This window comes from Corynebacterium sp. HMSC064E07 (genome assembly GCF_001815745.1).
GTDB lineage: Bacteria > Actinomycetota > Actinomycetes > Mycobacteriales > Mycobacteriaceae > Corynebacterium > Corynebacterium jeikeium_D.
In genome coordinates, this window is record NZ_KV821820.1 from 1 (window position 1) to 20,053 (window position 20,053).

A 20,053-nucleotide genomic window follows, 5' to 3' on the forward strand; every position below is an offset into this window, starting at 1 on the left:
CACCGAGCGGACACACTTTTTGTCACTTAACCCAAATCTGTTTTCGGGCATAAGAAAACCCCGCCACCACTTCTTGTGGTGCGGGGTAGTGCCATGGCGGGGACTCGCACTCCCGCAAATGTGGCTACTCCATGGCTATTTAGCAGTACTTAAAGTTCACCGTATTAGCGGTATTTTCAAATACATAAGTGTTTAATTCAGACCATTACTTGTATTGTTTTCCCATACGATATGGCCACCACTGGCTCTCGCAATAACTTCTGCCGAATCAGGTGCTCGTAATACGGCTTTATCATCAAAAGCTGTAGCCACATATTTAAAAAGTCGTGAAGCTGCCCCTTTGTCTGACTGCTCATACACATCGACCACGGTTTCATACTCGTCGATATCCGGCTTCAAATCCCAGAAAGCGGTGACGTAGGCCCCGCCTGGAGTTCCAAACCGAAATGTCAAGTCATCATCTTCATCAACAGAAAGAGCGGTGCACTCTCCGACTTGCTTGAAGAGATTAATTACGTCTCTAATTCCTGCATCAGATTCAAAAGAAGTACTGTCAGCCACGAGTTTTCTTCACCACCTTCCGATCACGAGTGATAATAGTTACCTGCTTAACTCGAGTATACCGTGCCATCGCTCTATCTACCTGGAGAATTGCTTCGTCGACTGGAATGCTAGACCGATGGAGGTCAATAATTAGAGTCGCACTTTGTTTACTGCCGTTTCTCACCAATTGATAGATGGTTTCTTTACCACTTCCTTGTGGAGCTTTTATCTCTACCTTGATGCCGTCGATTATGCAGTCTGCAGTTTTACTAGTATTACTTCGCGGAATTAGCTCAACAACATGGCCCTGAGATACCAAAAAATTGTATGTTTTCGTCTCATGAGCAGCAGGCTTAACTCCGTTAAGACTTAACTTTCCCTGTCTTTGCGTTTCACTGGTTGCCCTCAACGTGACTTTCCCTGAGTGCACCGCCTTTTGCCACCGATTCCACTGATTATCGACAGGCCGCCCGTCCTCCCATGTTGCCTCCCGCCAGGCTGCTTGCAACCGATGAAACTCCTGCTCCCCCTCCCACGGCTGCCCCTCAATAACAAGAACCGCACGACAGTCACACCCATCGTGATACCGACGCCCATCAGCCCGGCGCGTGGCGGTGTCTTCGGAGTAGACGGGGCCGCGTGAGGCAAGCATGGCGCAGAAGGCGCAGGATTCTTGTCCTGTGAGTACTCGGGCGTAGCCGATTCGGCGTCCGATTGGGCGTTTGGTTGTTGCGTTGCGGACTCTTCCGAGGTGTGCGGTGTCTTCGACTGCTTTTCGGCCGGCGTTGAGTGTGTGGCGCATGAGGGTGCGGGTCAGGCGTGCGCTCATTTGCTCGATGACTCGCGGGTGATTGGGGAATGCAAAGGCCGGTACGGATTTCTTGATGAGTTCCTTGGTCTCATCGTCAACGAGCTCGAGGATGATGTTTGATGGTTTCTCGCCGAATCCTGCTGCTCTAGCCAATGCGTCGTAGGTGGCGTGGGGGCCGTAGCCTTGGATTCGTGCCGGGGCTACTTCTAAACCGAGCTGCGCCATGTCGCGCCCCATTTGCTCGACGTAGGCACGGTAAGCCTCCTGCCGATACTTTACGACGATGGGGTGCAATTCGACGGCGATGTCATAAACCGCGTCGGTATCCATGGGCACACCGAACTCATCAATCTTCGCTGCAACGTCGCGCTCTAGTCGGCGTTGGATATCACGGAGTTTCGCGTCCTGCGTTGGCATGTGCCTTCACCTCCTCGCATGTCGATTGTTGTGATGCCGTTACAGTTCGGTTTGCGGTTCCTGACCACCGTCCGGCTGGTCAACGTCGAACAATCCGCTTCCGCGGCCTGCTTGTGCTTCCCTAGCCCGCTTGACGCGCTCATGCGTCCAACCAGGGATATCCGACCACAGCTCGTCTGGTGGTACACCAAGCATGGTGGCGAGTTTGCCGAGCCCATCGACCGTCTGGGCGAACGAGCGAGCCGATGTTTCCGCCCACTTGACCTCAGAGGCGAAGTCACCGGCTTCTTCTTCATCGCCAGCAATATGCGCACACAGGCGCAGCATCTGCTCATGCGACTCACCCAGCGAGGTTTGAATCTCAGAAGCCTTACGATCCTTAGACGTCTCCAACGCCGCCAGGCCGTCAGCAGAAATATTGGAAATCGCATTCGCACCAAGTGACTGTGCGGGAACCTGGGCAACTGCAGCGAAGTCGCGCACACTCGATTCACGCGCCTTGATGTACTGCGTCAGGTCCGTCTCATCGAACTGGCCGACCTTCACATCCTTGTTCGCAAACGTCCACGTGTCACTGATGGCCTGCCGCATCGCCTCATACTCCGACTTCGGAGCCCAACCGGTGACATAACGCTGCTTAAACGCCGCCCAATACTGCGCGACACCCTGCTCATAGTTAGTGCGGTCAATCCTGGCCGACAACGCGAGCAGGTGCTCAATGATGCCGTTGGTTTCTTCGCCGGCAGCCATCATGCGGTCCTGATACCGGACAATGGGCGTCACACCAACGTTGTGCTCCCGATATTCGATAAACGGCAAGTTCTCCGGCGACATGTAATAGCGCTGCTGCCACGCCAACGGCTCATCCGGGGCATTTTCGACTCCGAAGAAGTAAACACGCTCTTCGTCGTAGAGGCACAGGTGGCCGTTGTCGATGACCATGGCGATTATCGGGAATTCCGTCTGCGTTGCCGCCCCGGAATCCGGCCACGTCATTTCCTCCCCATAGCGAGCAACCAGCCGGCGAGGCGAATGCACGCCGATACGCGCCCCGTTAAGCGTCGACGGCAGCACCGACGCATACGCAGTGCCATACTGCAGCGCCGCACGGTGCAGACCGGTTTGGCGCGCATCCATTCGGTTGGTCTGCCAGTGGTGCCACGACCTGGCCTGCACTGAGCCTTCGGAGAAATAGTTCTCTACCTTGAGCGACTGACCATAGGTGTCCAGCACAAGCCCAAGAAACGGGGTCTGAGACATCTTCGCGATCTGCAAGTGCCGGTGATAGTTCTTCCCCTGCGCCACGTCCATACGGCGCGCCGCCTCTGTGTCTGACCACGGCTGCACCGCCCGGTTAATTTCATCGAAATGATGTCGTTGCACCGAGTGGTCCTGCAAAAGAGCACGGATTGCGTCACGTGCCTGAGACTCATTCATAACGTGCCCTCCTAGTAGAAAAATGCCGTGTCATCGACCGGCTCTGCCTTAAGTGACGGGTCGGATTTGACCATGCGGTAGACCATGCGAGCGCCAATCATGCAGACCGCCGCATCAATCTTCTTCTGCGATGCACGGGACTCTTTTCGCACCGTCTCGCCATAACGGCCAAGATGCCGCTGAGCGTTGCGCACATGCTCACTCAAAAGCGGGTTGCCGTCGTGGGTGAACGCATGCTGCACAATCTCGGCGGCCGCAAGCTCACATGCTTGTGTGAACGGAAAGTCCTTGCTGCGCATGTCCCAGGCAATCGGCTCGGGGTTGCGCGCCCCAGGTGTTGCCCACAGGCGCAGCTGGTCGCCGTAGCGCTCCGGCCAATCCACCTTGACGAAGCTCTCCCACTCACGGACATCAGCGAAAAATGCCAGCACCTCGAAGCGGTCAAACGCCCGCTGCACGCCCGCATCTACCGCCTCGACGTCGACGACGCCGTCCGGCGGCGGGGCCCACACGCCAGCGGTGAAAACGTGCCCATCGTCCATGCAGCAGCCAATCAGTGCGGTGTGGTCATTCGACAATGAACCGTCGAAGAACAGCACAACCTGCTCGCCATCGACGAGTTCACGGTCAGGCCTGGACATCTGCGCCCAGTCCTGCGGATCACACCACGAGTCCAGCGACGCAGTCGGCCAGTTCAAATACTTCCGCTTCGAATCATCAGGCCGCGCTTTCGGGTGCCAAATACGCGCCACAATCGCGTCCAAGTCAGCCCACGGGCAATCCTCATACACAAAAGCCAGCCCGGCGCGCAGGCTGGCTTCATCAGCGAGGTCGGTGTCTGGTGGGGCTTGGCGTGCGTCGTAGAGGATTTTGCGGTCGGATTTGGTGCGACCGTCTTCCTGTAGCGTCCAGGCTTCAAATGTTTCTTCTCCGGCTGAGCCGGTGCCTGGTTTCCAGGCGTTGAGGGTCTCCAGCATGCGGGAGCCGGACTTGGCGAGGTTATCCAGGAGCGTGCGGTGTAGTTCGGTTCCGCCGTTGGAGTTGGTCCAGTGTTCGAGCTCGTCGCCGATGATGAACGTCGCTTCTGCGCCTTCAGCGGACGCTGCCGAAGACGTGATGACTTCCAGTTTTCCTGCGGGTTCGACATTGATTTGTGTTTTGCCCGCGTCGATTTGGTAGTCGCGGTTGAGCTGGGGTGCGGCGCGCTTTGCGACCATGGCTCGAACCATGCGCATAGTGTTTTCGGTCTGGTCCTGGGAGACCGCCGCGATTTGCACAAGTGGCATGGGTTGCTGCTTGCCGACACAGCCGCCGAGAACGTTGTCGTCGAAATGGTCCAGCCGGACTGGCGCGAGCAGCTCGATAAGGGCCATGACGGCTGCGAATGGTGACTTACCGGAGCCTTTGGCCAGCCGACGGGCTGCGTGGTAGTAGACGAACCGGCCGTCGTTGTCGACGGCGTAGAACCAGAGGATGAAGCGGGCTTGCTCGCGGGTGAATTGCCATCGTTGCCCGGCGCGGATGCCGTTGGGGTGGCGTAGGTATTTGGCTGCCCATGCGAGGGCGTTCCATCCGAGGGTGCGGGTGGGTATTCCTTCTGGGAGGGTTATGATCCTGTCGGCGGCGGCGACCATGTAGGTATCACCGCCTTTTCTTTATCCGGTTAGGTCGTTTTTGTATTTTTCCATCAGCAGGATTGCTGCTTGGGTGTTGTCGTCGATGTTCTTGGTCGCATCGGCGCGTTGCAGTTCGATGCGCAGTCGGCGGCGTGCTCCCTCTGTTGTTAGGAGGGAGTCCATCATGGAGTTGATTTGAGCGATGATTGCGGCGCGCACTGGCTCTGGTCTTTGCATCTCGTCGGACAGGATTGTGGCGCATAGGTGCGCTGCTGCCCAGTCGGATGGTTCGAAGAACACTGATTGGCCGGAATGCTTCAGGCTCCTGTACCAGCGTTTGGCGCTGATGTGCCAGCTGCGGTCTTCCGCTGGTGGCTTCACCGTTTCTGCACCGGCCACTTTCAGCGTTGTTGGGCCTTGCGGTTTATTGCGGCGTCGGCGTTGGTCTGACCGTTTGGGTACTGGGCCCGGCATGGCCTACCTCCTCCCTGTTGTTTGTCTAGGAAGCTTTCCTGTCTGATTCATGTCCTCGATGGCCGCGACTGTCTTCGTTAATGCAACCAGTTCGCCTGCCGACCACACGGTGGCGGTAGTGCGGATGAACCGTTCGGCGGAGTAGACCTCTACTCGTCCGTAATTGCGGCCTTTGCTTTCCGGTAGGAGCCCGAAGATGTGGAGTCCTTTGCCGGAGACTGAGCGCTCAATGAATGCGCCCGGCGCGGCGTCGACAATCCGACGTGCCCATTGTTGGAGTTGCCCGTTGCTGAAGCAGTTGTCCAGGTCGATGCATGCGAATCCGCCGCCGAGCATGAAACCGTGCGGCTTCTTTTTGACGTCGCGGAACTGCGTCCATGTTTCTGGCTTGGTTGACGATGCTGGCTTGCCGTTGGTCTGCATGGGGCGCTTGCCGTCGGCTGCAACCCAGCGTCGTGCGTTGGTCATTTCCTGCGGGTAGCGGTTGCGCTGGCGGGCACGGTACGCCTTTTGTCGACACGCATTCGAGCAGTATGTCCGAATGCGGCCGGGTGCCTGCAACGGAAGCATTGCACCACAGACTTCGCAACCTTTGTTCATACTTCGATTTTACCAGAAAACGTTACGTTTCACTGCTTTGACCTGGCCTTATGTTCTCCAATTAAAGACGGTCACGCAGACCACGAAATAAGGCATCGAAGTTAGCGCTGCGCCAATTTTAAACCCGCAGGTCAGCAAAGCGCGCCAGCGTTCAATCTAGCCCGTTTTCCCACCTGACCAGCGCAAATAATGGAACCCGTACACAAATTTAAAGGCAATGCCCTCCGCCCTGGCCCGTCCCTCGGGACGAGGGCCCTCCCCCACCCCTCACAGTAGACCTGGGTGAGGCTTTACCCATACGGGCTGGCGGCGTCGCTGCCGGGCGCGGGTGGCTTCCCCTGCGGTCTTTTTCCTGTGGCACGACGAGCAGATAGCCCGGAGGTTTTCTAACTCATCATTGCCACCTTCGAAGACCGGCATTACATGGTCCACTTCGTTGGCAATAAGTGCGCAGCCACGCAGCCGCGCTTGACATTCGAAGTGATCGCGCACCATGACCTGCTCAGCTAACGCTTTCGGTACGCCCCGGGATCTGGGACCCCGGGAGTTCGACCTCCACCCTGGCATGTCTGGTACCTCCTGGGGGCGAGTGGCGGCTGGGGTGGCTACCGGCTGGCCTCTAGGGGTTACTGGAGGGGTGTTGCTGTCCAGGTGGGACTCTGTGGTTTCCTGCCGTGACCCATCGCTGCCATTAGCGGAACTCGTGTAAGGCAATTGCGAATGTGCTGACATAAAGCAAAAGCTCTCAAACCATCATTTCAATTCAACGGTTTAAGAGCATGCGCTTCAGTCAAGCGTAGCTTAGCACACGGACTGTAAACCGCAGGTCACGAAGTTCTACCCTGTCGACCGCGTGTCGTCGCCACACTGATGTGCTGCGACTGCGCGCATGCAGTCTGCGATGTCGAAGAGTTCCACGCCTTCAGCGTTCAGCGTCGTTGGAATCTCGCCTTGCTTCGCCCACTTCCTCAACGACGTATGACTGACACGCACACCAAGCACCGCAAGAGCATCGGCAACCTGACGCGCAGAACCCTGCTGCGGAACCTCCCGCCGCGCCACCGGCTCAGGTGGACTCACCCTATCGCCTATCACCCGCCGATGATGCTCCACCTCAACGAGCACGCCATCAGCCCACGAGCGCTCCGCGACATCATGCACACGATCATGAAGCCAACGAGCCACGTACTCAAGGCGCCGGCTGGTTGGCGGCCGGCACTGCACCTCGTAGGCCAGCGCCTGCGCCCAGTCCCACAGGCACAACTCCGCCGCGTGCTCCACATCCAGCAGATACACCGGTAGTGGCGGGCGGGACTCCCGGGTACTCGGGGGCCGTCCCCCATTGACCCCGGAGGCAGGCGGAGAGGGGACCATCATCTCAGCGAGGGCGGGGGCCATAGATTCAATCGCGGACAATGCACGACCAAGCTGCTCGACCTGGTCCGGCGACAACGGTGGCATAAGGCTCCAATCAACAAGCCACAACAAAAAGAACTAGAGAACCAACAGAGGTAAGAGGGTGGAAAGAAAGAGGGGGGAGGGATATTTAAAAGCCCTCCCGACCCGTCCCGACCCGACCCGACCCGACCCGGTGCCAGCCCGACAACTACTCCCCTTGTCGAACGGTTTTTTCGTCGACGGGAAAGTTTTTGGGTACGACAAAGGCCGCGTCGTCAAAAGCGCGTAGGCTCTCTTGGACGCACCGCAAGCTCGTTTGTTTTTCGCCCCTCCTATCGCGGGGCGTGTACTCGAAAACTAGTTGCGGCGGCGTCGGCGACGGCGACGTGCGAAAGGCTCCGCTCCTTTGGCGGGACCGGCATCGCGCACGTGCGATGCCTTACGGCCCTGCGGCGCACCGCCCGCATGGTGTGCGGGGAGTGCCGGAAGCGACTGGACAACATTGACTTGAATAGTCTCGGCTGGCTGCCGAGAACTCCCTTTGGCGGCTCTACCCTCAGACTCAACCTGGCCATGGGAATCAGTATTGGGGAACTGCGGCTTGCCGGGCTCCTGGCTTGGGCCCGCGGCCGGGGACGTAGCGCGTACCGTTTTTTCTTCCTGAGAAGGGGTCACTGCCCGACTGGCTGCCGGGTTGTCCTGGGCCTCAACCTCGTCCGCGATAAGCGGATTCGGGAGTCCCTCCTTCTTGCACCAGCGCGCAACGAATCCCTCCCAGCGGGAGAGTTTCTTGCGCAGCTCCGGGCCATACATTGGAGACTCTGGTGGGTCGAGGAGCGGAAGTTCCTCCTCGGCGCGTTCGCCTAATTCATGCCGCAGCTGATTACAGCCACGGCATGCCGTCACATAATTGTCTGGGGTCGTCGGCGCATCGATGTCACGGTGGTCGTACTCACGGCCACGATCGGACTTCTTATCGCCCCAGACCACTTCATCACCGCAGTACCGGCACTGGTCTCCATCACGGAGCATGACCGGCACCTGCAACCCAGCACGGTTCTGATCGTTGCGGCGTTTCGTTGCCTTCGACTTCGCATCGGAGCGGATGACATGAACAAACGATTCACGCTCAACGAGCACGAATTGCCGCTCACCTTCAGACTCCACCTCGGTGATAATCCCGATAGTGATCAGATCCTGAAGTACAGGCTCCACCCGGCTAATGCCGATATGCCGGACGGCTGCACCATAGGTGATTTTGTAATCCGTCCACTGCTGCGCAGAATGCGTAAACAACGCTGACGCCGCGCCTTTGAGTTCACTGACCAGACGGTCATCGCCACGTTTGGCTGCCAGCTCATAGGCTCGCATCCACTCCGGGGCCTCGTTGAAAGTATCGCTGACCCTTACCCATGCCATGGTGCATCACTCCCGGACCGGGGCTGCCCAGCAGAAATATGGGAAGCGGTACCAATCATTCTTCGAACTCCAAATCAAAAACCGGCGCGGTAACAAAATGAACCAACACAATTGCTTACGGATCTCTACAACAAGGCACTGGTAGCGCCATGACTACCCCTCGCTTTCCTCGTGATAACCGGTTCGGTCATCACCTTCATCAGACGGATAAGGCCACATGGTGTTCGTAGAAACAGTGCGGGACAGCACCCGGTACCGCGCAGGCAAGCCATACGTGCGGGCCCGCAGACTGCACGCCTGGTGCACGTCCTGTGCCTGTTCTGCGCTCATCCATGTCACCCCAGCGACGCGCAATGAATTCCATGTGTATCCGCCATCTGTTGACGCCACTACACAGAACTGCCTGACGGCCTTGCTATTGCTTACGCCGCTGTCACCCATCAAGAAACCTTCCCCGTTACTGCCGGCCGTTGCGCCCACTGACACGCAGACAGCAACTGCGCTGCCGTCTGACGAGCCTCGTCGACAGACGCGAACTCAATGTTCCCCAGGCGAACCCGGGGGCTACCACAGGCGGACGCACCTCGAGAGGCCTCAACATCGCCGAACTGTGCAATATCACGGTCGTAGATCCCAACACCCCATGAGTAGCAATGCTCAATGAACAGCTTGTCCGGCCGCACGAGCTGGACCTCCACCTCACGGGCGTACTCGTTCGCAGTCCTAACAGCGTCTTCCCACGAGCCACACCACGCGATGCCACCGGTATCGTCCTCAACAACCCACGGCAAAAAGCTACTTCCCGTCTTCTTCACCTGGAGCGTCATGACTACGACAGTCCTCTCAACGGCCGCGCGACAACAACACGTCGCGCAACAGTCGACCCGGTGTTCCGCTGCTCGTCGACGCCGTCCAACTTCTCCTCGTCAACGACCGCAGAATCCGACCCGTCCGGATTACAGACCCACACGACCGCGAGCTGCGGAGCCGTGGCCACAAACTTCGCTTCGGCCGTCGAAGGGAAGCGAGTCACCACAGCGCCGATAGCCCGCGCTGCCTTCTGCAACGCGACTTCCTGCGCCGGTGTCGCACGAGTAAGGACGCCGGACTGCGAGACCATGGCGGAACTCCGCTCCTTCGCGTGCACTTCCTGCAGCACCTCGGAGACATGCTTCGCGACTCCTTCAAGCGGCTGCCTCGGCGACTGCACCGGGCGACGCGTCTTGTGCGGTTCAAATGGCAAACCGTAAACAAGCGCTATCTCGATGAAGTCCGCCGAAGCGGCAACCTCGACCTCAACCGGCCCAGCGTTCGTTACCTTCTGAATCGCAACTTCGGCTAACTCCTTCGCGACTCGAGGCGCGACATCCACCGAACCGGAGGCGATCACGTCGACACCGGGCACTTCCGCGGCGCCCATCATCATCGGGTTGGCCGCAGAGACAGTGACCGTCGAATCCTCGCGAACATCAATGCGAATCGAATCGAACTGCGCCGCGGTATCGCCTGGCACTGCGATTGGGTGGACTGCCTTCAACGCGTTCGAGAACTCTACGGCTGGCGCCACGAACCGGAAGTGCCGACGCTGCTGTGCTTTCGGCGTCGCATCAACGACGTCTACATCATCTGCTGCTGTCGTCATTTCTTGGAATCTCCTGTCCATCAATGGTTAATTGCCCTGGAATCTCAGTGCGGGTGGGGCGCTTACGAGGGCCAAGGAATCGGTAAATCTGAATTTGGCGCCGCGTTTGCTGCTGCTCCCACCAACGCTGCGCAGCTGATTCATCTGATGTCATCTAGCTGTCGCTTTATGGTTCTTCGTCATCTCATTGAGCCGTCTGCGCTCACGCGCAACACGTCGCTGTTGCATGCGCTGTTTCTCCCGCTCAGGCATGCCCGCTCGCCGTTTACCATGAGCACCGGCGCACACATGCTGTTGGAACAGCAAATACCCCTGAGACCGCTTCCGCAGAGCTTCTTCCTCACTGAGGAACACGGCAGCACCATGTACGATCTGCACGTTCCCATCTGGGTCAGACGATGCATCAAGGGCAAGTCGATGCCCCAATGGTGTGCATGCCCACCGGATAGGGAAACCGCAGTGCCTACAAGACCTTTGGCGTGGCATTTTTCCTCCTCATGTTTGACTGCTATCGGCTGCTTAGTGCTTTTCGCCGCGGTGGACTATCCGCAACACGTGGGCTTCGACCTTCATCTGGAAAATCAGCCATCGTCGGCGCATCATGCTGATTTCAGCCCCTCCATACGCTGCTTGACGACGGGAACTGCTGCCCACGCTTTCTGCGCCGACAGGCCATCCCTTTTCCGGCACCATGCAATTGCTTCCCGAAGGGTGGCCCCTAATGACGTGAAGTGCAGGAGATCTAGCGCGGTAGCTTCCGCATCTGACAGCGCAAACTCAACCTGCGCCATCGCATTAACGTCAGCCATGGAGACGGATGCAGTGCCGGAGATGATTGCTTCCACTGCTTGACAGCCCACCTGAGCTGATTCAGCGATATGTTCTACTGACATTCCCAGTTCGATGAGCTCGAGAACATTCCCCCGAGCATCAAGCCGGCACACCTCGTAATCGCCGGGCGGGACTTCCTTAATACCCACCGCGGTCTCCAAAGCGTCTTGCAGCGAGGTACAGATCACGGCCGGCGGAATCCCTGTCATTGCTACCTGCCAGCGACCGTCTGAGATTCGGCGGGCGCACCGTGGCTTATCTTTCTGGTTCACCTTGCACCTCACTTGCGATGTGCTCGATGAACTCCTCAAGCTGGCGCATAACGCGCTTGTCATCCTTATTGAAAGTGACCAGGTTTTCCAAAGCCCCTCTGGTGATGAACTGTTGCCCATCCCCATGCCGGCCTAACCGCCGAGGCAGCGTTGCCGGAAACCTCAGACTACGAGGCATCTCTGACATCACATCACCGAACGACACCTCGAAATCAATCGTGGCCGGTTTCCTGCCGCCTCGAGGCACGGGGACTACCACGAGCACCCACCGATTCTTCGGTGAGCGAACCCTACGAAGCTGCTTCATGTCATGCCTCCGGCCAATACCTGGTCGCAGAGACACCACTGTTCTTCTTTTTCATCTGGAGAACACGCTCAATGCTTTTGACAGACTTTGAAATAAAGACCGCCGTGCACAACCAAAAAATTGTTGTGATTGTCCAAATGATTGGCACAAAATTGAAATTGTCGTGCCCGGTAATGATGACCATTGCAAGAGAGGATGCGGCAAGAATCAGCGACATTGCCCATTGCAGTTTGTTCCTGGTGTTGACGTGATCCAGCAAATCGTAGGCGTCGCGCCACATTGAGCGGCTGAACTTAACGTTTGGATTACTCATTTATGCTGCCTCCCGTGGATCGCTCGGGAACCCAACAGTCATAACGCGATCAACTTCGGAGCTGAAGATGCGCCAGTGCTGGCGACTCCCAGGAGTCTTCGGCATCGTGCGAAGGCGTCCCGCCTGGCACCAGCGATAGACGCGTTGAACATCTATGCCGAATTCGTCGGCGAACTCGCGCGGCGTCAGAGTTCTCCGTCTGTCGATCATGGTTGCCTCCGTAGACTGTGTATGCTTCATGGCAGTGTTCCTTTCAACACTTTCGGCCTGTCCCTGGTGCTAGCGGGGGCGGGCCCTTTTTATTTGGTTTGTGAGGCGCGCAGCCAAACCGCCGTGCGAAAGGCCCACGGCATTGTGGCTGGCTTGCGGCGACCGATTCTCATATCGCCTACGCGCCAGTGCCCGGCAGAGGAATCGAACCCCTGAGTAACCATTCGGGCTGTTCTTATTTCGCCAATTTGCTGGAGTCCGACCAAGGGACTGCTCTGGCTGTATATGGATGTGTAAGAGGAGTGCGACACCTATCTGCGAGCTCCAACACTTCGGCAACGGTGCCGACTGCCTGGTAAGGAATCGACACTGACGTGTCGTTGTCCGTATTGGTGATTGTGATTTCACTTTCGGTGGCGTCGATTCTCGTGTTTCCGATTGCTGCTTTTAATTCCACGTGTGCTCCCCTTTACCGCCCTGGTTTGTTACCGCAGTTGGATTAGTGTCAGCCGTTACGATTTGTCCATGAGTGAAAACGAATTCCGGCGCCTCGTAGCTCGAGTAGAGCGAGCGGCTTCGCACCGCCGCGAGCTGTGGAGTCTTGGTGCCGAACATCTGAAGGCGAACCCGATTGAGCGCCGGGTTGTAGGCGACGGCGATATCCGTTCCTTTCGCCTCCATGCGACCGCACCTGTGCCAACCGAGCTGTCCCTCATCTTCGGAGAGTGGCTGTACCAACTTCGTGCCGCTCTCGATGGGCTGATGTACGAAATCGTGGTCCGTGAAACCAAGTTGGACCCTCCGCCAAATGCCGGCCGGATTTCCTACCCGTTGTGCAGATCTGCTGACGCTTTCGCCTCGTGCAATACCTATGGGGTTTCCGATAGGATTCGCCGAGCTATTGAACGCACGCAGCCCTATCACGCCACCGGAGGATTCAGCGGAAGTGCGCTGTGGTGGATTCATGATCTCGCTCGAATTGACCGTCATCGACGGGGGCATTGCCTCGTGTGGCGCATCATCGAGCTGCAGGTCAATTCCAACAGCCCGGCCATCGACACCTCGCGCTGTGGTGTATGCAATCAGTTCGAGGCTTTCATCCGGGGTGATGAGGAGTTGGAAGCCGCATGGATCGCGCTCCGCCGCGGCATCGAACTCAACTCGAATGACGGAGTAGATATCACTTGGCGTCTCCAATTCGATGTAGCCGACTGGGTCCAGCGAATTCCTCGCAGCTACGGCGTTTGGAGCCTCGATGACCGAATGGCCAACGCAGAAATGTATCTCAGTAAGGCCATCGAGTTGTTCGAGCAACTCTTCATCATTGATGGCTAGATACTGGCTTAGGCCACTGTCATGGAGTCTGGTTAACATTTGTTGACGCAGTTGTCCTCTAGCGTTGGCTAAATCCATGTACTTCATCGCTGCTTCCTCCTTTCGTTTGCCGGTGGCTGTTTGACTGGCATTTTTTCGCCATCTCTGTATTTGGTTCCGTAGATTTATTGGTATGGATTGGCTGTCAGTCGGAATCGATATCCTCGGAGTACCCATCGGTGTCGCTGGTCTCGTGTACGCACATTTCGCTAATTGCAAGGCGAAGAAGTCCAACAGCATCGCTAAGCGGGCACTTCAAGAAGCCGCCGAATCGAATCGCATCGCAATACAGGCAAACAAGCTGGCTGAGGATGCGAACTCGGTCAGTGAAAGAGCGCTCCGAGTCTCTAGCGAGGACTTCGAGTACAACTGGGGATTCCGGGTCGAAAACGATGGGGTTATCTGCATCTCCAGCGAAAGTTCCCACGATGCTGTTGACTTCACCTTGTTTGTTGAGGTTCAACACGCGGGCAAATCCATAGCTCCCGCTGATGCCCACTATCGGCACGTTGATAACGTGTCCTACGGTGCGCAACTGTTCTTCAAGATTGAGAGCATTTACCCTCAGTTGATTCCCAAGGCGCGAGCCCAGAAGCGCCACATCGTCGCAATGTTCGGAGACAGCGTCGTATACAACGGCCGCAATCCCATCACCTTTGACGTCATTGCTGTCATGTCGTGGAAAACGCCCGGTGGTGGCGAGCGCGGTGGCACTATTAAGCGCCGCCTGAGCTGTCGCGAGGACAAGCTCGGAGCCATTGTCTTTTCTCAGGTTTCCTAGGTCGTTCACTCTCGTCCTCCCTCCTTTTCGCTTGTCGACGGTTGCCCTGCCCGGCACCTTCCCCAGCACTGGGCAGCTATTCAGTTGGTTAAACTTCCCGCTCAGGGGACGCTTCCCCGGAAGGGAGGTGATTTCCGATGGAGAATCCAGATAGCCGCCCACGCGGTTACAGCAATGAAGACGTAGAGTTCGCGCTTCGTCAGGCTGGCCTGAATGAATCGGCTGATTTGGTTGTTCTGCTTGCGAAAGTTCGGGATAAATCTGTTAAGCAGAGTGGAACCAACCCCGTCGGGGTCTTTTTCAGCCACGTTGACCGTTCGCTTCAAGAAGTCGTCCACACGATTGCTGGATTGGAGCGACGTATCGCATGGCTTGAACGGCAGGGCGGCGAACATCCTGTCGACTAGGTCACTGTCCCATCGCGTCGGCTGTGGTACTCGCAGCATTCGCGCGGTGGGACATTGATTGTTGTCGTTGCACATCTCTATTTCCTCCTTTCGCTTGTCGACGGTTGTTGCCTGGCACCTTCCCCAGTGCCCGGCGGATATGCTTTTAGTGCAGTGCTATTTAGGAGCTGTCATGGGTTTCTTGTCCTTTTCGCCTTTCGTCCCTTTCCGTTTGTCTGTCAAAGACTCGATTCTTGGCAGCGTCTTCAAGGCACTGAACGATGGGCTTCACGAGGGAATGCTGGTCTCTATATGCGCACCGGACATTGATGACGGGAGTTATCTCGAAATCGATGTGGCTAACTTCGTCCCCGGAGTCGTCACTAAGAGCGGTGAGCACATCACCAAGGATTCGCACGTAATGTTCGCGAAGCCGCATTTCGGTGGGGCCGAGATCCCGGCTGATGAAGTCCTTGTCGAGCAGCTTCTTCATGTCATAGATGAAACTGACGGCTGCATCGTGTTCGATGTCAATGACGATCTTGTGCTTGAGCCTGATGTGGCAAAACACATCCGCCTCAACGCTCGTAGGGTCAATCCCTTTGAGGGCATCATCTTCCCTTTTCCAGGCCATGATTAGTTCCTCCTTTCGCTTGTTGACGGTTGTTGCCCGGCACCTTCCCCTGTGCCCGGCGGTCGTGTCACGCTGGTTTAGTAACCTCCTCGATAACGCTTTTGCGTTGGAAAGGAGGTGATTGTCTTGGCTAAATCTGCTGGCAAGAGTTCTGGCAAGGTTCACCGCAGCGCTATTACAGGACGCTTCGTGAAGGCCTCTACCGCTGCTCGCCACCCGAAGACCACGGTTTCCGAGACTCGGTCTAGGGGTAAGAAGTAGTTAGTTGCCCTGGTCGTGCTTCGTTGCGTCCAGGGCCTCCTGCACGATTACTGCCATCACATTCGCCAGAATTTCGTATTCGATGTGGATTCCCTCACTGGCGCCGTCTACATCGATGTTGATTCCTGTATCGGTGCCCTCGATATTGAGCTTCGCTACTTTTGCGCCCATAACTGCAATCTCCTTTTTCGCTTGTCGACGGTTGTTGCCCGGCACCTTCCCCAGTGCCCGGCGCGGTTTTTCTTATGCGGTTTTTGGCTGCTGGATAAGCATCCCGTCCAATGGCCTGCCGGAGATGCTGCGCAACTTCACCAACGTGGCTACCGACGGAGAGCTGCGCCCGTGGCGCAAATTTCGCACTGCCGTACCGGTCATTCCGATTGCTGCAGCCAACTTCTCATCCGAGGTGTATCCACCCAGGCGACGGGCATCATCCAGGACTGACGGGTCTAGCAGGTAGCCCACCGTATTCCTCCTGTGTAATTCCATGTGCGCAATTCATTGCGCTTACAACGCAATCATTGCACACCATTGCCGAATAGCGCAAGCTATTCTTAGCAATTTAACGTTTCCCCAGGTAAAAGGGTGTGCAACTATTGCGCACGTACCTAATTGCAATTACCATGAGGGCATGACATTTCAACACTGGCTATCCACCGCCACCGAGGATTCAATAGCCGAGATTTCACGACGTACCAGCATCCCCCGGCGCACGCTCCAATACCAGCTAGCTAACGACAAGCCGAGTATCGAGAATTTGCTCAAGATTTCATCGACCTACGACGTGAACCCGATTGAGACACTGTTGGACTTTGGAATCGTCAGTCGCGTGTGGGAGAAGGTGCCGAATATAACCGGTGCACTCCGGCTTGCATCGGATGAGCAGCTAACTGATGAGGTTTTGCGCAGACTTAAAGCAGGTTCACAGGCTTTTGATGAGCCTGTTGATGAGCTTGCAGAGCACCGTCCGAACACCCAGGTGGCGTCTTGTCGTCGTTTGGCTGTGACATTGGGTGAGCCTCCTCGCGTGTGGGACTTTTGCGGTGATGGTCGCTGGGTGATGATTCGAAGCCTGTATGCAGAGCCGGGACATGCTCCGTTTCCTGACCGAGTTGGTGGGCCGATGCCTAGCACGATGATTGAAGAGCGCTTTGGCGTGCTGCAGGAGCTGCCGCTTGAAGTTGTGGCGCAAATCGAGCAGGAGTCTGTCGGCCGTCGGATTGGCTCAGCCGAGATTCTGAGCACGTTCCACGACAGCACCAAGAACCCCACACGCGAGACAGACGTTGGTGACTTGCGCACCATGCACGACGGCAAGGCACATGATGATGCGCTCGACGCTACGGTGTTCGAATTCCCCGGGCCTGAATCCGCCCCGGCTGATACACATCTGGACTACGTTGCCAAGCGCGGCACCCCAGAACCAGAGGAGGGCGATGACGATTACGGAGACGGAGCTTGAACAACTCGCCGAATCCATGGGAATCACCGTGGAATACGACTACCGCAAGTCACTTCGTCCTGGCGACCTCGGCGGATACATCCACCACCGCCAGACAATCCTGCTCGACCCCACACTGGGCTCTATAAACAGGCGGTGCACCCTAGCCCACGAGTTAGCACACGCCATCAGAGGCGATACTCCAACCGGCAACCCGCACTTCGATGCCAGAGCGGAACGCGCAGCCGACCAATTAGCAGCCGAACTTCTCATTTCTCATGCCGAATACGCCACAGCGGAAGCGATCTACGGCGCTCACGATGGCGCTATTGCCCGTGAGCTCGGCGTCACTACCCACCTACTCGCCGTCTGGCGAGACACATACGAAAGACAGAAACAATGAAGTCGACAGTTCACCGAAGTCAACGGCGGCAACGTCGACGAACTGTGAGACTCATATGGAAACTCAGGTGAGAGGAAAGAATAATATCCATGAGCAATGAAGCTAGGGCTAGGAAGCCATTCATAGGCCGTGCAATGCCTCAGAAGACCGTGCCAATCAGCAAACTGGACATGGACTTACAGAACCCGCGACTATTCTCTGATGCTACCGACCAAACAGATGCCATGCGGCAAATGCTTGAAACAACAGGCGAAAAATGTATGCAGCTTCTTCGCGACATCACACGGGTTGGTCAACTTAGTAGTGCAGACTTGCCAATTGTCATGCCTGTCGATAATAGATTCGTCATGCTTGAGGGTAATCGTCGCCTCCTCTGCCTTCGACTATGGAAACGGCCAAAACTCCTGGATTCGCTAGGGAGCGTCGGTACTCAATACAAACGGCGTGTCGATAAGTACATTCGCGAATCTGACTTCAATGCGCCCCCGAGTATTCGGGTCGTAGTCGCATCCAATCGGAAAGAAGCCGACACCTGGATTAATCGCCGCCACGGGCTTAACAGTGATGGAACAGGCACGGTAGAATGGGGAGCCTATCAAAAGGCTAGGCGCGAGGCGCAGCAGAATCCGTCTAAGGCTTCAAGGGGCTATGCCTTCGTATCGTTCGTTACACGTGACTTTGCCGACGACGTACAGCTTCAAGCAGCATTGCACAAACTAGTCGAGAAGAATTTCACCATTTTAGACCGAGTTTTTGGCGACGGCGATTTTCGATCAATATTTGGTATCGATTTCCGTGGCCTTGAAGTTGATTTGGAGAAGGGGAAAGAAGCAACATTCCCCGCTATACGACAACTCGTCTTAGAGCTTTCCATCATGAAAAAGGGAAGCCGAAAACTCGACGAAGCTGCTCAGCGAAAAGAATTTGCAGAACGAATCGCTAAACACCTATCCGATTCAAATGAACCCGGTTACACAAGTGCTCCCAGCAATAGCGCTTCAAGTACGAGTATAGGATCGCCTACCGCAAAGAAAGATTCACTAGACGAACCACCCTCAAAGGAGTCATCCAGCCCTCCCAAAACAGAAAAGCCAAAAATAAAGCGCCGTAATAGACGTGAGGCAGTGAAAGTTCTTCAAGGCCTCAGCTTAAACAGTTTCCCCGAGAGACTAGATCTCCTCGCTAATGAAGTAGCGCAACTCGACCTTGCGAAGTTTCCCGAACTTGGAGCAGCAACACTGAGAGTCCTCCTTGATTTGTCTCTCACCCACTTCTTATCAGTCTTTCCCAATGCAGAAACTAACGATAAGTCTGTGTGGGGAAAAACTCGCGCTGTAATCGAATTCCTCGATCCAGAGTGCGCAAGTTATGCAAACAAAGTTCAAAGTTGGCCTGAGATGAAGGAACTGTACAACCGCTGCAACGAGGAAAGCATGAAAGTGATTCAACTCGGTGTCCATTCCTCACAAATGCCGAATACAACTTCTGAAGCAAAAATTTGGTTCGACCGCATCGAGCCGCTGCTGGTGGCCATGAACGAGAAACTACGCAATAATACTGATTCATGAGGTATCTTTCACCGCTGCGCTATCCAGGAGGCAAAGCACGCCTAGCCCCCTACCTTCAGCGACTCATCACCGCCCAAACACCCCGACCCACGCACTACGCAGAACCATTCGCGGGCGGAGCAGGCGCAGCATTGAAACTTCTCACCGATGGCATCGTCGAAGAAATACACCTCAACGACCTTAACCCCGGCATCGCAGCCTTCTGGCGCAGCATCACCACCGCCCCAGAGGAATTCTGCGAATTGATTTCCGAAACCGAAGTGAACCTGGACGAATGGCACAAACAACGTGTCACCTACCTCGCAGGAGAGACAGGAAACGATCTCGCACTAGGATTCGCAACTTTCTTCCTTAACCGAACCAACCGCTCGGGAATCCTCCACGCCGGCCCCATCGGTGGCCACGACCAAAAAGGCACATGGAAAATAGACGCACGCTACAACAAGAGCGGTTTAATCACGCGTGTACAGCATCTCGCACAATACCGACACCAAATACACGTCACGCAGATGGAAGGCCTAGATTTCCTCGACTCCATCTCAGATCTAGGCTCCAAAGTATTCATCTACGCAGACCCTCCCTACGTTGTCCAAGGTGACGGCCTATACCTGCATGCCTTCGACGAAGCAGCGCACGTAGACCTGGCAAGCAAACTCGCAGATACACACGCACCATGGATGCTCACCTACGACGATGATCCCCGAATTACGGACATCCTCTATCGAAACGTGCGGTGCGCACGTTTCCCCATCGCCCACACAGCACATAAGCAACACATCGGAACAGAAGCTGTCATCTATTCAGACTCGCTCCACGTACCAGACGTACAGCTCACCAGAGGCCGAACAGCAGAGTGGGTAACTACGTAGACGCATATCGTAGACCCCTATGTTCCTCAACGTTTCCGTATAGTAG

General features: G+C 56.3%; 25 protein-coding genes. 9 read left to right on the plus strand and 16 right to left on the minus strand.

What is annotated here, in order from left to right:
* Window positions 1-192: 192 nt before the first annotated feature.
* The 14 genes from HMPREF3053_RS11005 to HMPREF3053_RS07670 all read right to left on the minus strand — a co-directional run bounded on the left by HMPREF3053_RS11005 (window position 193) and on the right by HMPREF3053_RS07670 (window position 12,320).
* Window positions 193-561, minus strand: coding sequence for a hypothetical protein (locus HMPREF3053_RS11005; protein WP_141739559.1), 369 nt, complete (start codon window positions 559-561; stop codon window positions 193-195).
* Window positions 554-1,771 carry a VG15 protein gene (locus tag HMPREF3053_RS07610; RefSeq protein ID WP_070767519.1) on the minus strand — a complete coding sequence of 406 codons (1,218 nt, stop codon included), beginning with the start codon at window positions 1,769-1,771 and terminating at the stop codon, window positions 554-556. Before HMPREF3053_RS07610 ends, HMPREF3053_RS11005 begins: the two co-directional genes overlap by 8 nt.
* Before the next feature lie 39 nt (window positions 1,772-1,810).
* On the minus strand, window positions 1,811-3,208 hold the full coding sequence (locus HMPREF3053_RS07615) for a phage portal protein (protein ID WP_070767520.1): 1,398 nt from the start codon (window positions 3,206-3,208) through the stop codon (window positions 1,811-1,813).
* An 11-nt stretch (window positions 3,209-3,219) separates the two neighbouring features.
* On the minus strand, window positions 3,220-4,842 hold the full coding sequence (locus HMPREF3053_RS07620) for a terminase large subunit (RefSeq protein ID WP_070767521.1): 1,623 nt from the start codon (window positions 4,840-4,842) through the stop codon (window positions 3,220-3,222).
* A 21-nt stretch (window positions 4,843-4,863) separates the two neighbouring features.
* Window positions 4,864-5,298 carry a phage terminase small subunit gene (locus HMPREF3053_RS07625; protein ID WP_069359750.1) on the minus strand — a complete coding sequence of 145 codons (435 nt, stop codon included), beginning with the start codon at window positions 5,296-5,298 and terminating at the stop codon, window positions 4,864-4,866.
* 3 nt (window positions 5,299-5,301) lie between these two features.
* Complete coding sequence (locus HMPREF3053_RS07630; protein WP_210400044.1) at window positions 5,302-5,898, minus strand: hypothetical protein; 597 nt, start codon at window positions 5,896-5,898, stop codon at window positions 5,302-5,304.
* Between the two features lie 267 nt (window positions 5,899-6,165).
* The gene (locus HMPREF3053_RS11285) at window positions 6,166-6,630 is read right to left on the minus strand and encodes an HNH endonuclease (RefSeq protein ID WP_083317233.1); all 465 of its coding nucleotides are present in this window, start codon (window positions 6,628-6,630) and stop codon (window positions 6,166-6,168) included.
* 105 nt (window positions 6,631-6,735) lie between these two features.
* Window positions 6,736-7,359 carry a hypothetical protein gene (locus tag HMPREF3053_RS07635; protein ID WP_070437719.1) on the minus strand — a complete coding sequence of 208 codons (624 nt, stop codon included), beginning with the start codon at window positions 7,357-7,359 and terminating at the stop codon, window positions 6,736-6,738.
* 294 nt (window positions 7,360-7,653) lie between these two features.
* Window positions 7,654-8,715, minus strand: a complete 1,062-nt coding sequence (locus tag HMPREF3053_RS07640; RefSeq protein ID WP_070767522.1) for an HNH endonuclease — start codon at window positions 8,713-8,715, stop codon at window positions 7,654-7,656.
* Window positions 8,716-9,155: 440 nt separating this feature from the next.
* A complete protein-coding gene (locus tag HMPREF3053_RS07645; protein ID WP_070767523.1) occupies window positions 9,156-9,542 on the minus strand; it encodes a hypothetical protein in 387 nt (128 codons plus the stop codon).
* Window positions 9,543-9,544: 2 nt separating this feature from the next.
* On the minus strand, window positions 9,545-10,357 hold the full coding sequence (locus HMPREF3053_RS07650; RefSeq protein WP_070767524.1) for a hypothetical protein: 813 nt from the start codon (window positions 10,355-10,357) through the stop codon (window positions 9,545-9,547).
* A 599-nt stretch (window positions 10,358-10,956) separates the two neighbouring features.
* Window positions 10,957-11,460, minus strand: coding sequence for a hypothetical protein (locus tag HMPREF3053_RS07655; protein WP_141758943.1), 504 nt, complete (start codon window positions 11,458-11,460; stop codon window positions 10,957-10,959).
* A 308-nt stretch (window positions 11,461-11,768) separates the two neighbouring features.
* Entirely contained in the window at window positions 11,769-12,080 is a 312-nt protein-coding gene (locus HMPREF3053_RS07665) for a hypothetical protein (protein WP_070767526.1), read from the minus strand.
* Window positions 12,081-12,320 carry a helix-turn-helix domain-containing protein gene (locus HMPREF3053_RS07670; protein ID WP_070767527.1) on the minus strand — a complete coding sequence of 80 codons (240 nt, stop codon included), beginning with the start codon at window positions 12,318-12,320 and terminating at the stop codon, window positions 12,081-12,083.
* 495 nt (window positions 12,321-12,815) lie between these two features.
* Between HMPREF3053_RS07670 and HMPREF3053_RS07675 the strand changes: the two genes are divergently transcribed.
* The 5 genes from HMPREF3053_RS07675 (at window position 12,816) to HMPREF3053_RS11260 (ending at window position 15,726) form a co-directional block, all read left to right on the plus strand.
* Window positions 12,816-13,625 carry a hypothetical protein gene (locus HMPREF3053_RS07675; protein ID WP_070767528.1) on the plus strand — a complete coding sequence of 270 codons (810 nt, stop codon included), beginning with the start codon at window positions 12,816-12,818 and terminating at the stop codon, window positions 13,623-13,625.
* 172 nt (window positions 13,626-13,797) lie between these two features.
* Window positions 13,798-14,445: a hypothetical protein gene (locus HMPREF3053_RS07680; RefSeq protein WP_070767529.1), complete on the plus strand. Its 648-nt coding sequence runs from the start codon at window positions 13,798-13,800 to the stop codon at window positions 14,443-14,445.
* 137 nt (window positions 14,446-14,582) lie between these two features.
* Window positions 14,583-14,852 (plus strand): hypothetical protein, encoded by a 270-nt coding sequence (locus HMPREF3053_RS11010; RefSeq protein ID WP_141758944.1) that lies wholly within the window; start codon window positions 14,583-14,585, stop codon window positions 14,850-14,852.
* Window positions 14,853-15,033: 181 nt separating this feature from the next.
* On the plus strand, window positions 15,034-15,471 hold the full coding sequence (locus tag HMPREF3053_RS11015; RefSeq protein WP_141758945.1) for a hypothetical protein: 438 nt from the start codon (window positions 15,034-15,036) through the stop codon (window positions 15,469-15,471).
* A gap of 120 nt (window positions 15,472-15,591) precedes the next feature.
* Window positions 15,592-15,726: a hypothetical protein gene (locus HMPREF3053_RS11260; RefSeq protein WP_256375039.1), complete on the plus strand. Its 135-nt coding sequence runs from the start codon at window positions 15,592-15,594 to the stop codon at window positions 15,724-15,726.
* On the opposite strand, the gene HMPREF3053_RS11085 is transcribed toward HMPREF3053_RS11260, so the two are convergent.
* Together HMPREF3053_RS11085 and HMPREF3053_RS07700 are read right to left on the minus strand one after the other, a co-directional pair.
* Window positions 15,727-15,897 (minus strand): hypothetical protein, encoded by a 171-nt coding sequence (locus HMPREF3053_RS11085; RefSeq protein WP_168166699.1) that lies wholly within the window; start codon window positions 15,895-15,897, stop codon window positions 15,727-15,729. It abuts the gene before it with no gap.
* A gap of 72 nt (window positions 15,898-15,969) precedes the next feature.
* Window positions 15,970-16,215 (minus strand): helix-turn-helix domain-containing protein, encoded by a 246-nt coding sequence (locus tag HMPREF3053_RS07700; protein WP_141737786.1) that lies wholly within the window; start codon window positions 16,213-16,215, stop codon window positions 15,970-15,972.
* 142 nt (window positions 16,216-16,357) lie between these two features.
* Here HMPREF3053_RS07700 and HMPREF3053_RS07705 point away from each other — a divergent pair, with 142 nt between their 5' ends.
* The 4 genes from HMPREF3053_RS07705 (at window position 16,358) to HMPREF3053_RS07720 (ending at window position 20,007) form a co-directional block, all read left to right on the plus strand.
* On the plus strand, window positions 16,358-17,188 hold the full coding sequence (locus HMPREF3053_RS07705; RefSeq protein WP_070767533.1) for a hypothetical protein: 831 nt from the start codon (window positions 16,358-16,360) through the stop codon (window positions 17,186-17,188).
* Window positions 17,163-17,570: an ImmA/IrrE family metallo-endopeptidase gene (locus HMPREF3053_RS07710; RefSeq protein WP_070767534.1), complete on the plus strand. Its 408-nt coding sequence runs from the start codon at window positions 17,163-17,165 to the stop codon at window positions 17,568-17,570. Before HMPREF3053_RS07705 ends, HMPREF3053_RS07710 begins: the two co-directional genes overlap by 26 nt.
* An 89-nt stretch (window positions 17,571-17,659) precedes the next feature.
* Window positions 17,660-19,138: a hypothetical protein gene (locus tag HMPREF3053_RS07715; RefSeq protein ID WP_070767535.1), complete on the plus strand. Its 1,479-nt coding sequence runs from the start codon at window positions 17,660-17,662 to the stop codon at window positions 19,136-19,138.
* Complete coding sequence (locus HMPREF3053_RS07720) at window positions 19,135-20,007, plus strand: DNA adenine methylase (protein WP_070767536.1); 873 nt, start codon at window positions 19,135-19,137, stop codon at window positions 20,005-20,007. The genes HMPREF3053_RS07715 and HMPREF3053_RS07720 overlap by 4 nt, the downstream gene beginning before the upstream one ends.
* Window positions 20,008-20,053: the final 46 nt, after the last annotated feature.

Excerpts from the sequence above, each read along its gene's own strand:
- HMPREF3053_RS07610 (WP_070767519.1), bottom strand. The coding sequence starts at position 1,771 with ATGCCAACGCAGGACGCGAAACTCCGTGATATCCAACGCCGACTAGAG.
- HMPREF3053_RS07615 (WP_070767520.1), bottom strand. The coding sequence starts at position 3,208 with ATGAATGAGTCTCAGGCACGTGACGCAATCCGTGCTCTTTTGCAGGAC.
- HMPREF3053_RS07620 (WP_070767521.1), bottom strand. The coding sequence starts at position 4,842 with ATGGTCGCCGCCGCCGACAGGATCATAACCCTCCCAGAAGGAATACCC.
- HMPREF3053_RS07625 (WP_069359750.1), bottom strand. The coding sequence starts at position 5,298 with ATGCCGGGCCCAGTACCCAAACGGTCAGACCAACGCCGACGCCGCAAT.
- HMPREF3053_RS07630 (WP_210400044.1), bottom strand. The coding sequence starts at position 5,898 with ATGAACAAAGGTTGCGAAGTCTGTGGTGCAATGCTTCCGTTGCAGGCA.
- HMPREF3053_RS11285 (WP_083317233.1), bottom strand. The coding sequence starts at position 6,630 with ATGTCAGCACATTCGCAATTGCCTTACACGAGTTCCGCTAATGGCAGC.
- HMPREF3053_RS07635 (WP_070437719.1), bottom strand. The coding sequence starts at position 7,359 with ATGCCACCGTTGTCGCCGGACCAGGTCGAGCAGCTTGGTCGTGCATTG.
- HMPREF3053_RS07640 (WP_070767522.1), bottom strand. The coding sequence starts at position 8,715 with ATGGCATGGGTAAGGGTCAGCGATACTTTCAACGAGGCCCCGGAGTGG.
- HMPREF3053_RS07645 (WP_070767523.1), bottom strand. The coding sequence starts at position 9,542 with ATGACGCTCCAGGTGAAGAAGACGGGAAGTAGCTTTTTGCCGTGGGTT.
- HMPREF3053_RS07650 (WP_070767524.1), bottom strand. The coding sequence starts at position 10,357 with ATGACGACAGCAGCAGATGATGTAGACGTCGTTGATGCGACGCCGAAA.
- HMPREF3053_RS07665 (WP_070767526.1), bottom strand. The coding sequence starts at position 12,080 with ATGAGTAATCCAAACGTTAAGTTCAGCCGCTCAATGTGGCGCGACGCC.
- HMPREF3053_RS07670 (WP_070767527.1), bottom strand. The coding sequence starts at position 12,320 with ATGAAGCATACACAGTCTACGGAGGCAACCATGATCGACAGACGGAGA.
- HMPREF3053_RS07675 (WP_070767528.1), top strand. The coding sequence starts at position 12,816 with ATGAGTGAAAACGAATTCCGGCGCCTCGTAGCTCGAGTAGAGCGAGCG.
- HMPREF3053_RS07680 (WP_070767529.1), top strand. The coding sequence starts at position 13,798 with ATGGATTGGCTGTCAGTCGGAATCGATATCCTCGGAGTACCCATCGGT.
- HMPREF3053_RS11010 (WP_141758944.1), top strand. The coding sequence starts at position 14,583 with ATGGAGAATCCAGATAGCCGCCCACGCGGTTACAGCAATGAAGACGTA.
- HMPREF3053_RS11085 (WP_168166699.1), bottom strand. The coding sequence starts at position 15,897 with ATGGGCGCAAAAGTAGCGAAGCTCAATATCGAGGGCACCGATACAGGA.
- HMPREF3053_RS07700 (WP_141737786.1), bottom strand. The coding sequence starts at position 16,215 with ATGGAATTACACAGGAGGAATACGGTGGGCTACCTGCTAGACCCGTCA.
- HMPREF3053_RS07705 (WP_070767533.1), top strand. The coding sequence starts at position 16,358 with ATGACATTTCAACACTGGCTATCCACCGCCACCGAGGATTCAATAGCC.
- HMPREF3053_RS07710 (WP_070767534.1), top strand. The coding sequence starts at position 17,163 with ATGACGATTACGGAGACGGAGCTTGAACAACTCGCCGAATCCATGGGA.
- HMPREF3053_RS07715 (WP_070767535.1), top strand. The coding sequence starts at position 17,660 with ATGAGCAATGAAGCTAGGGCTAGGAAGCCATTCATAGGCCGTGCAATG.
- HMPREF3053_RS07720 (WP_070767536.1), top strand. The coding sequence starts at position 19,135 with ATGAGGTATCTTTCACCGCTGCGCTATCCAGGAGGCAAAGCACGCCTA.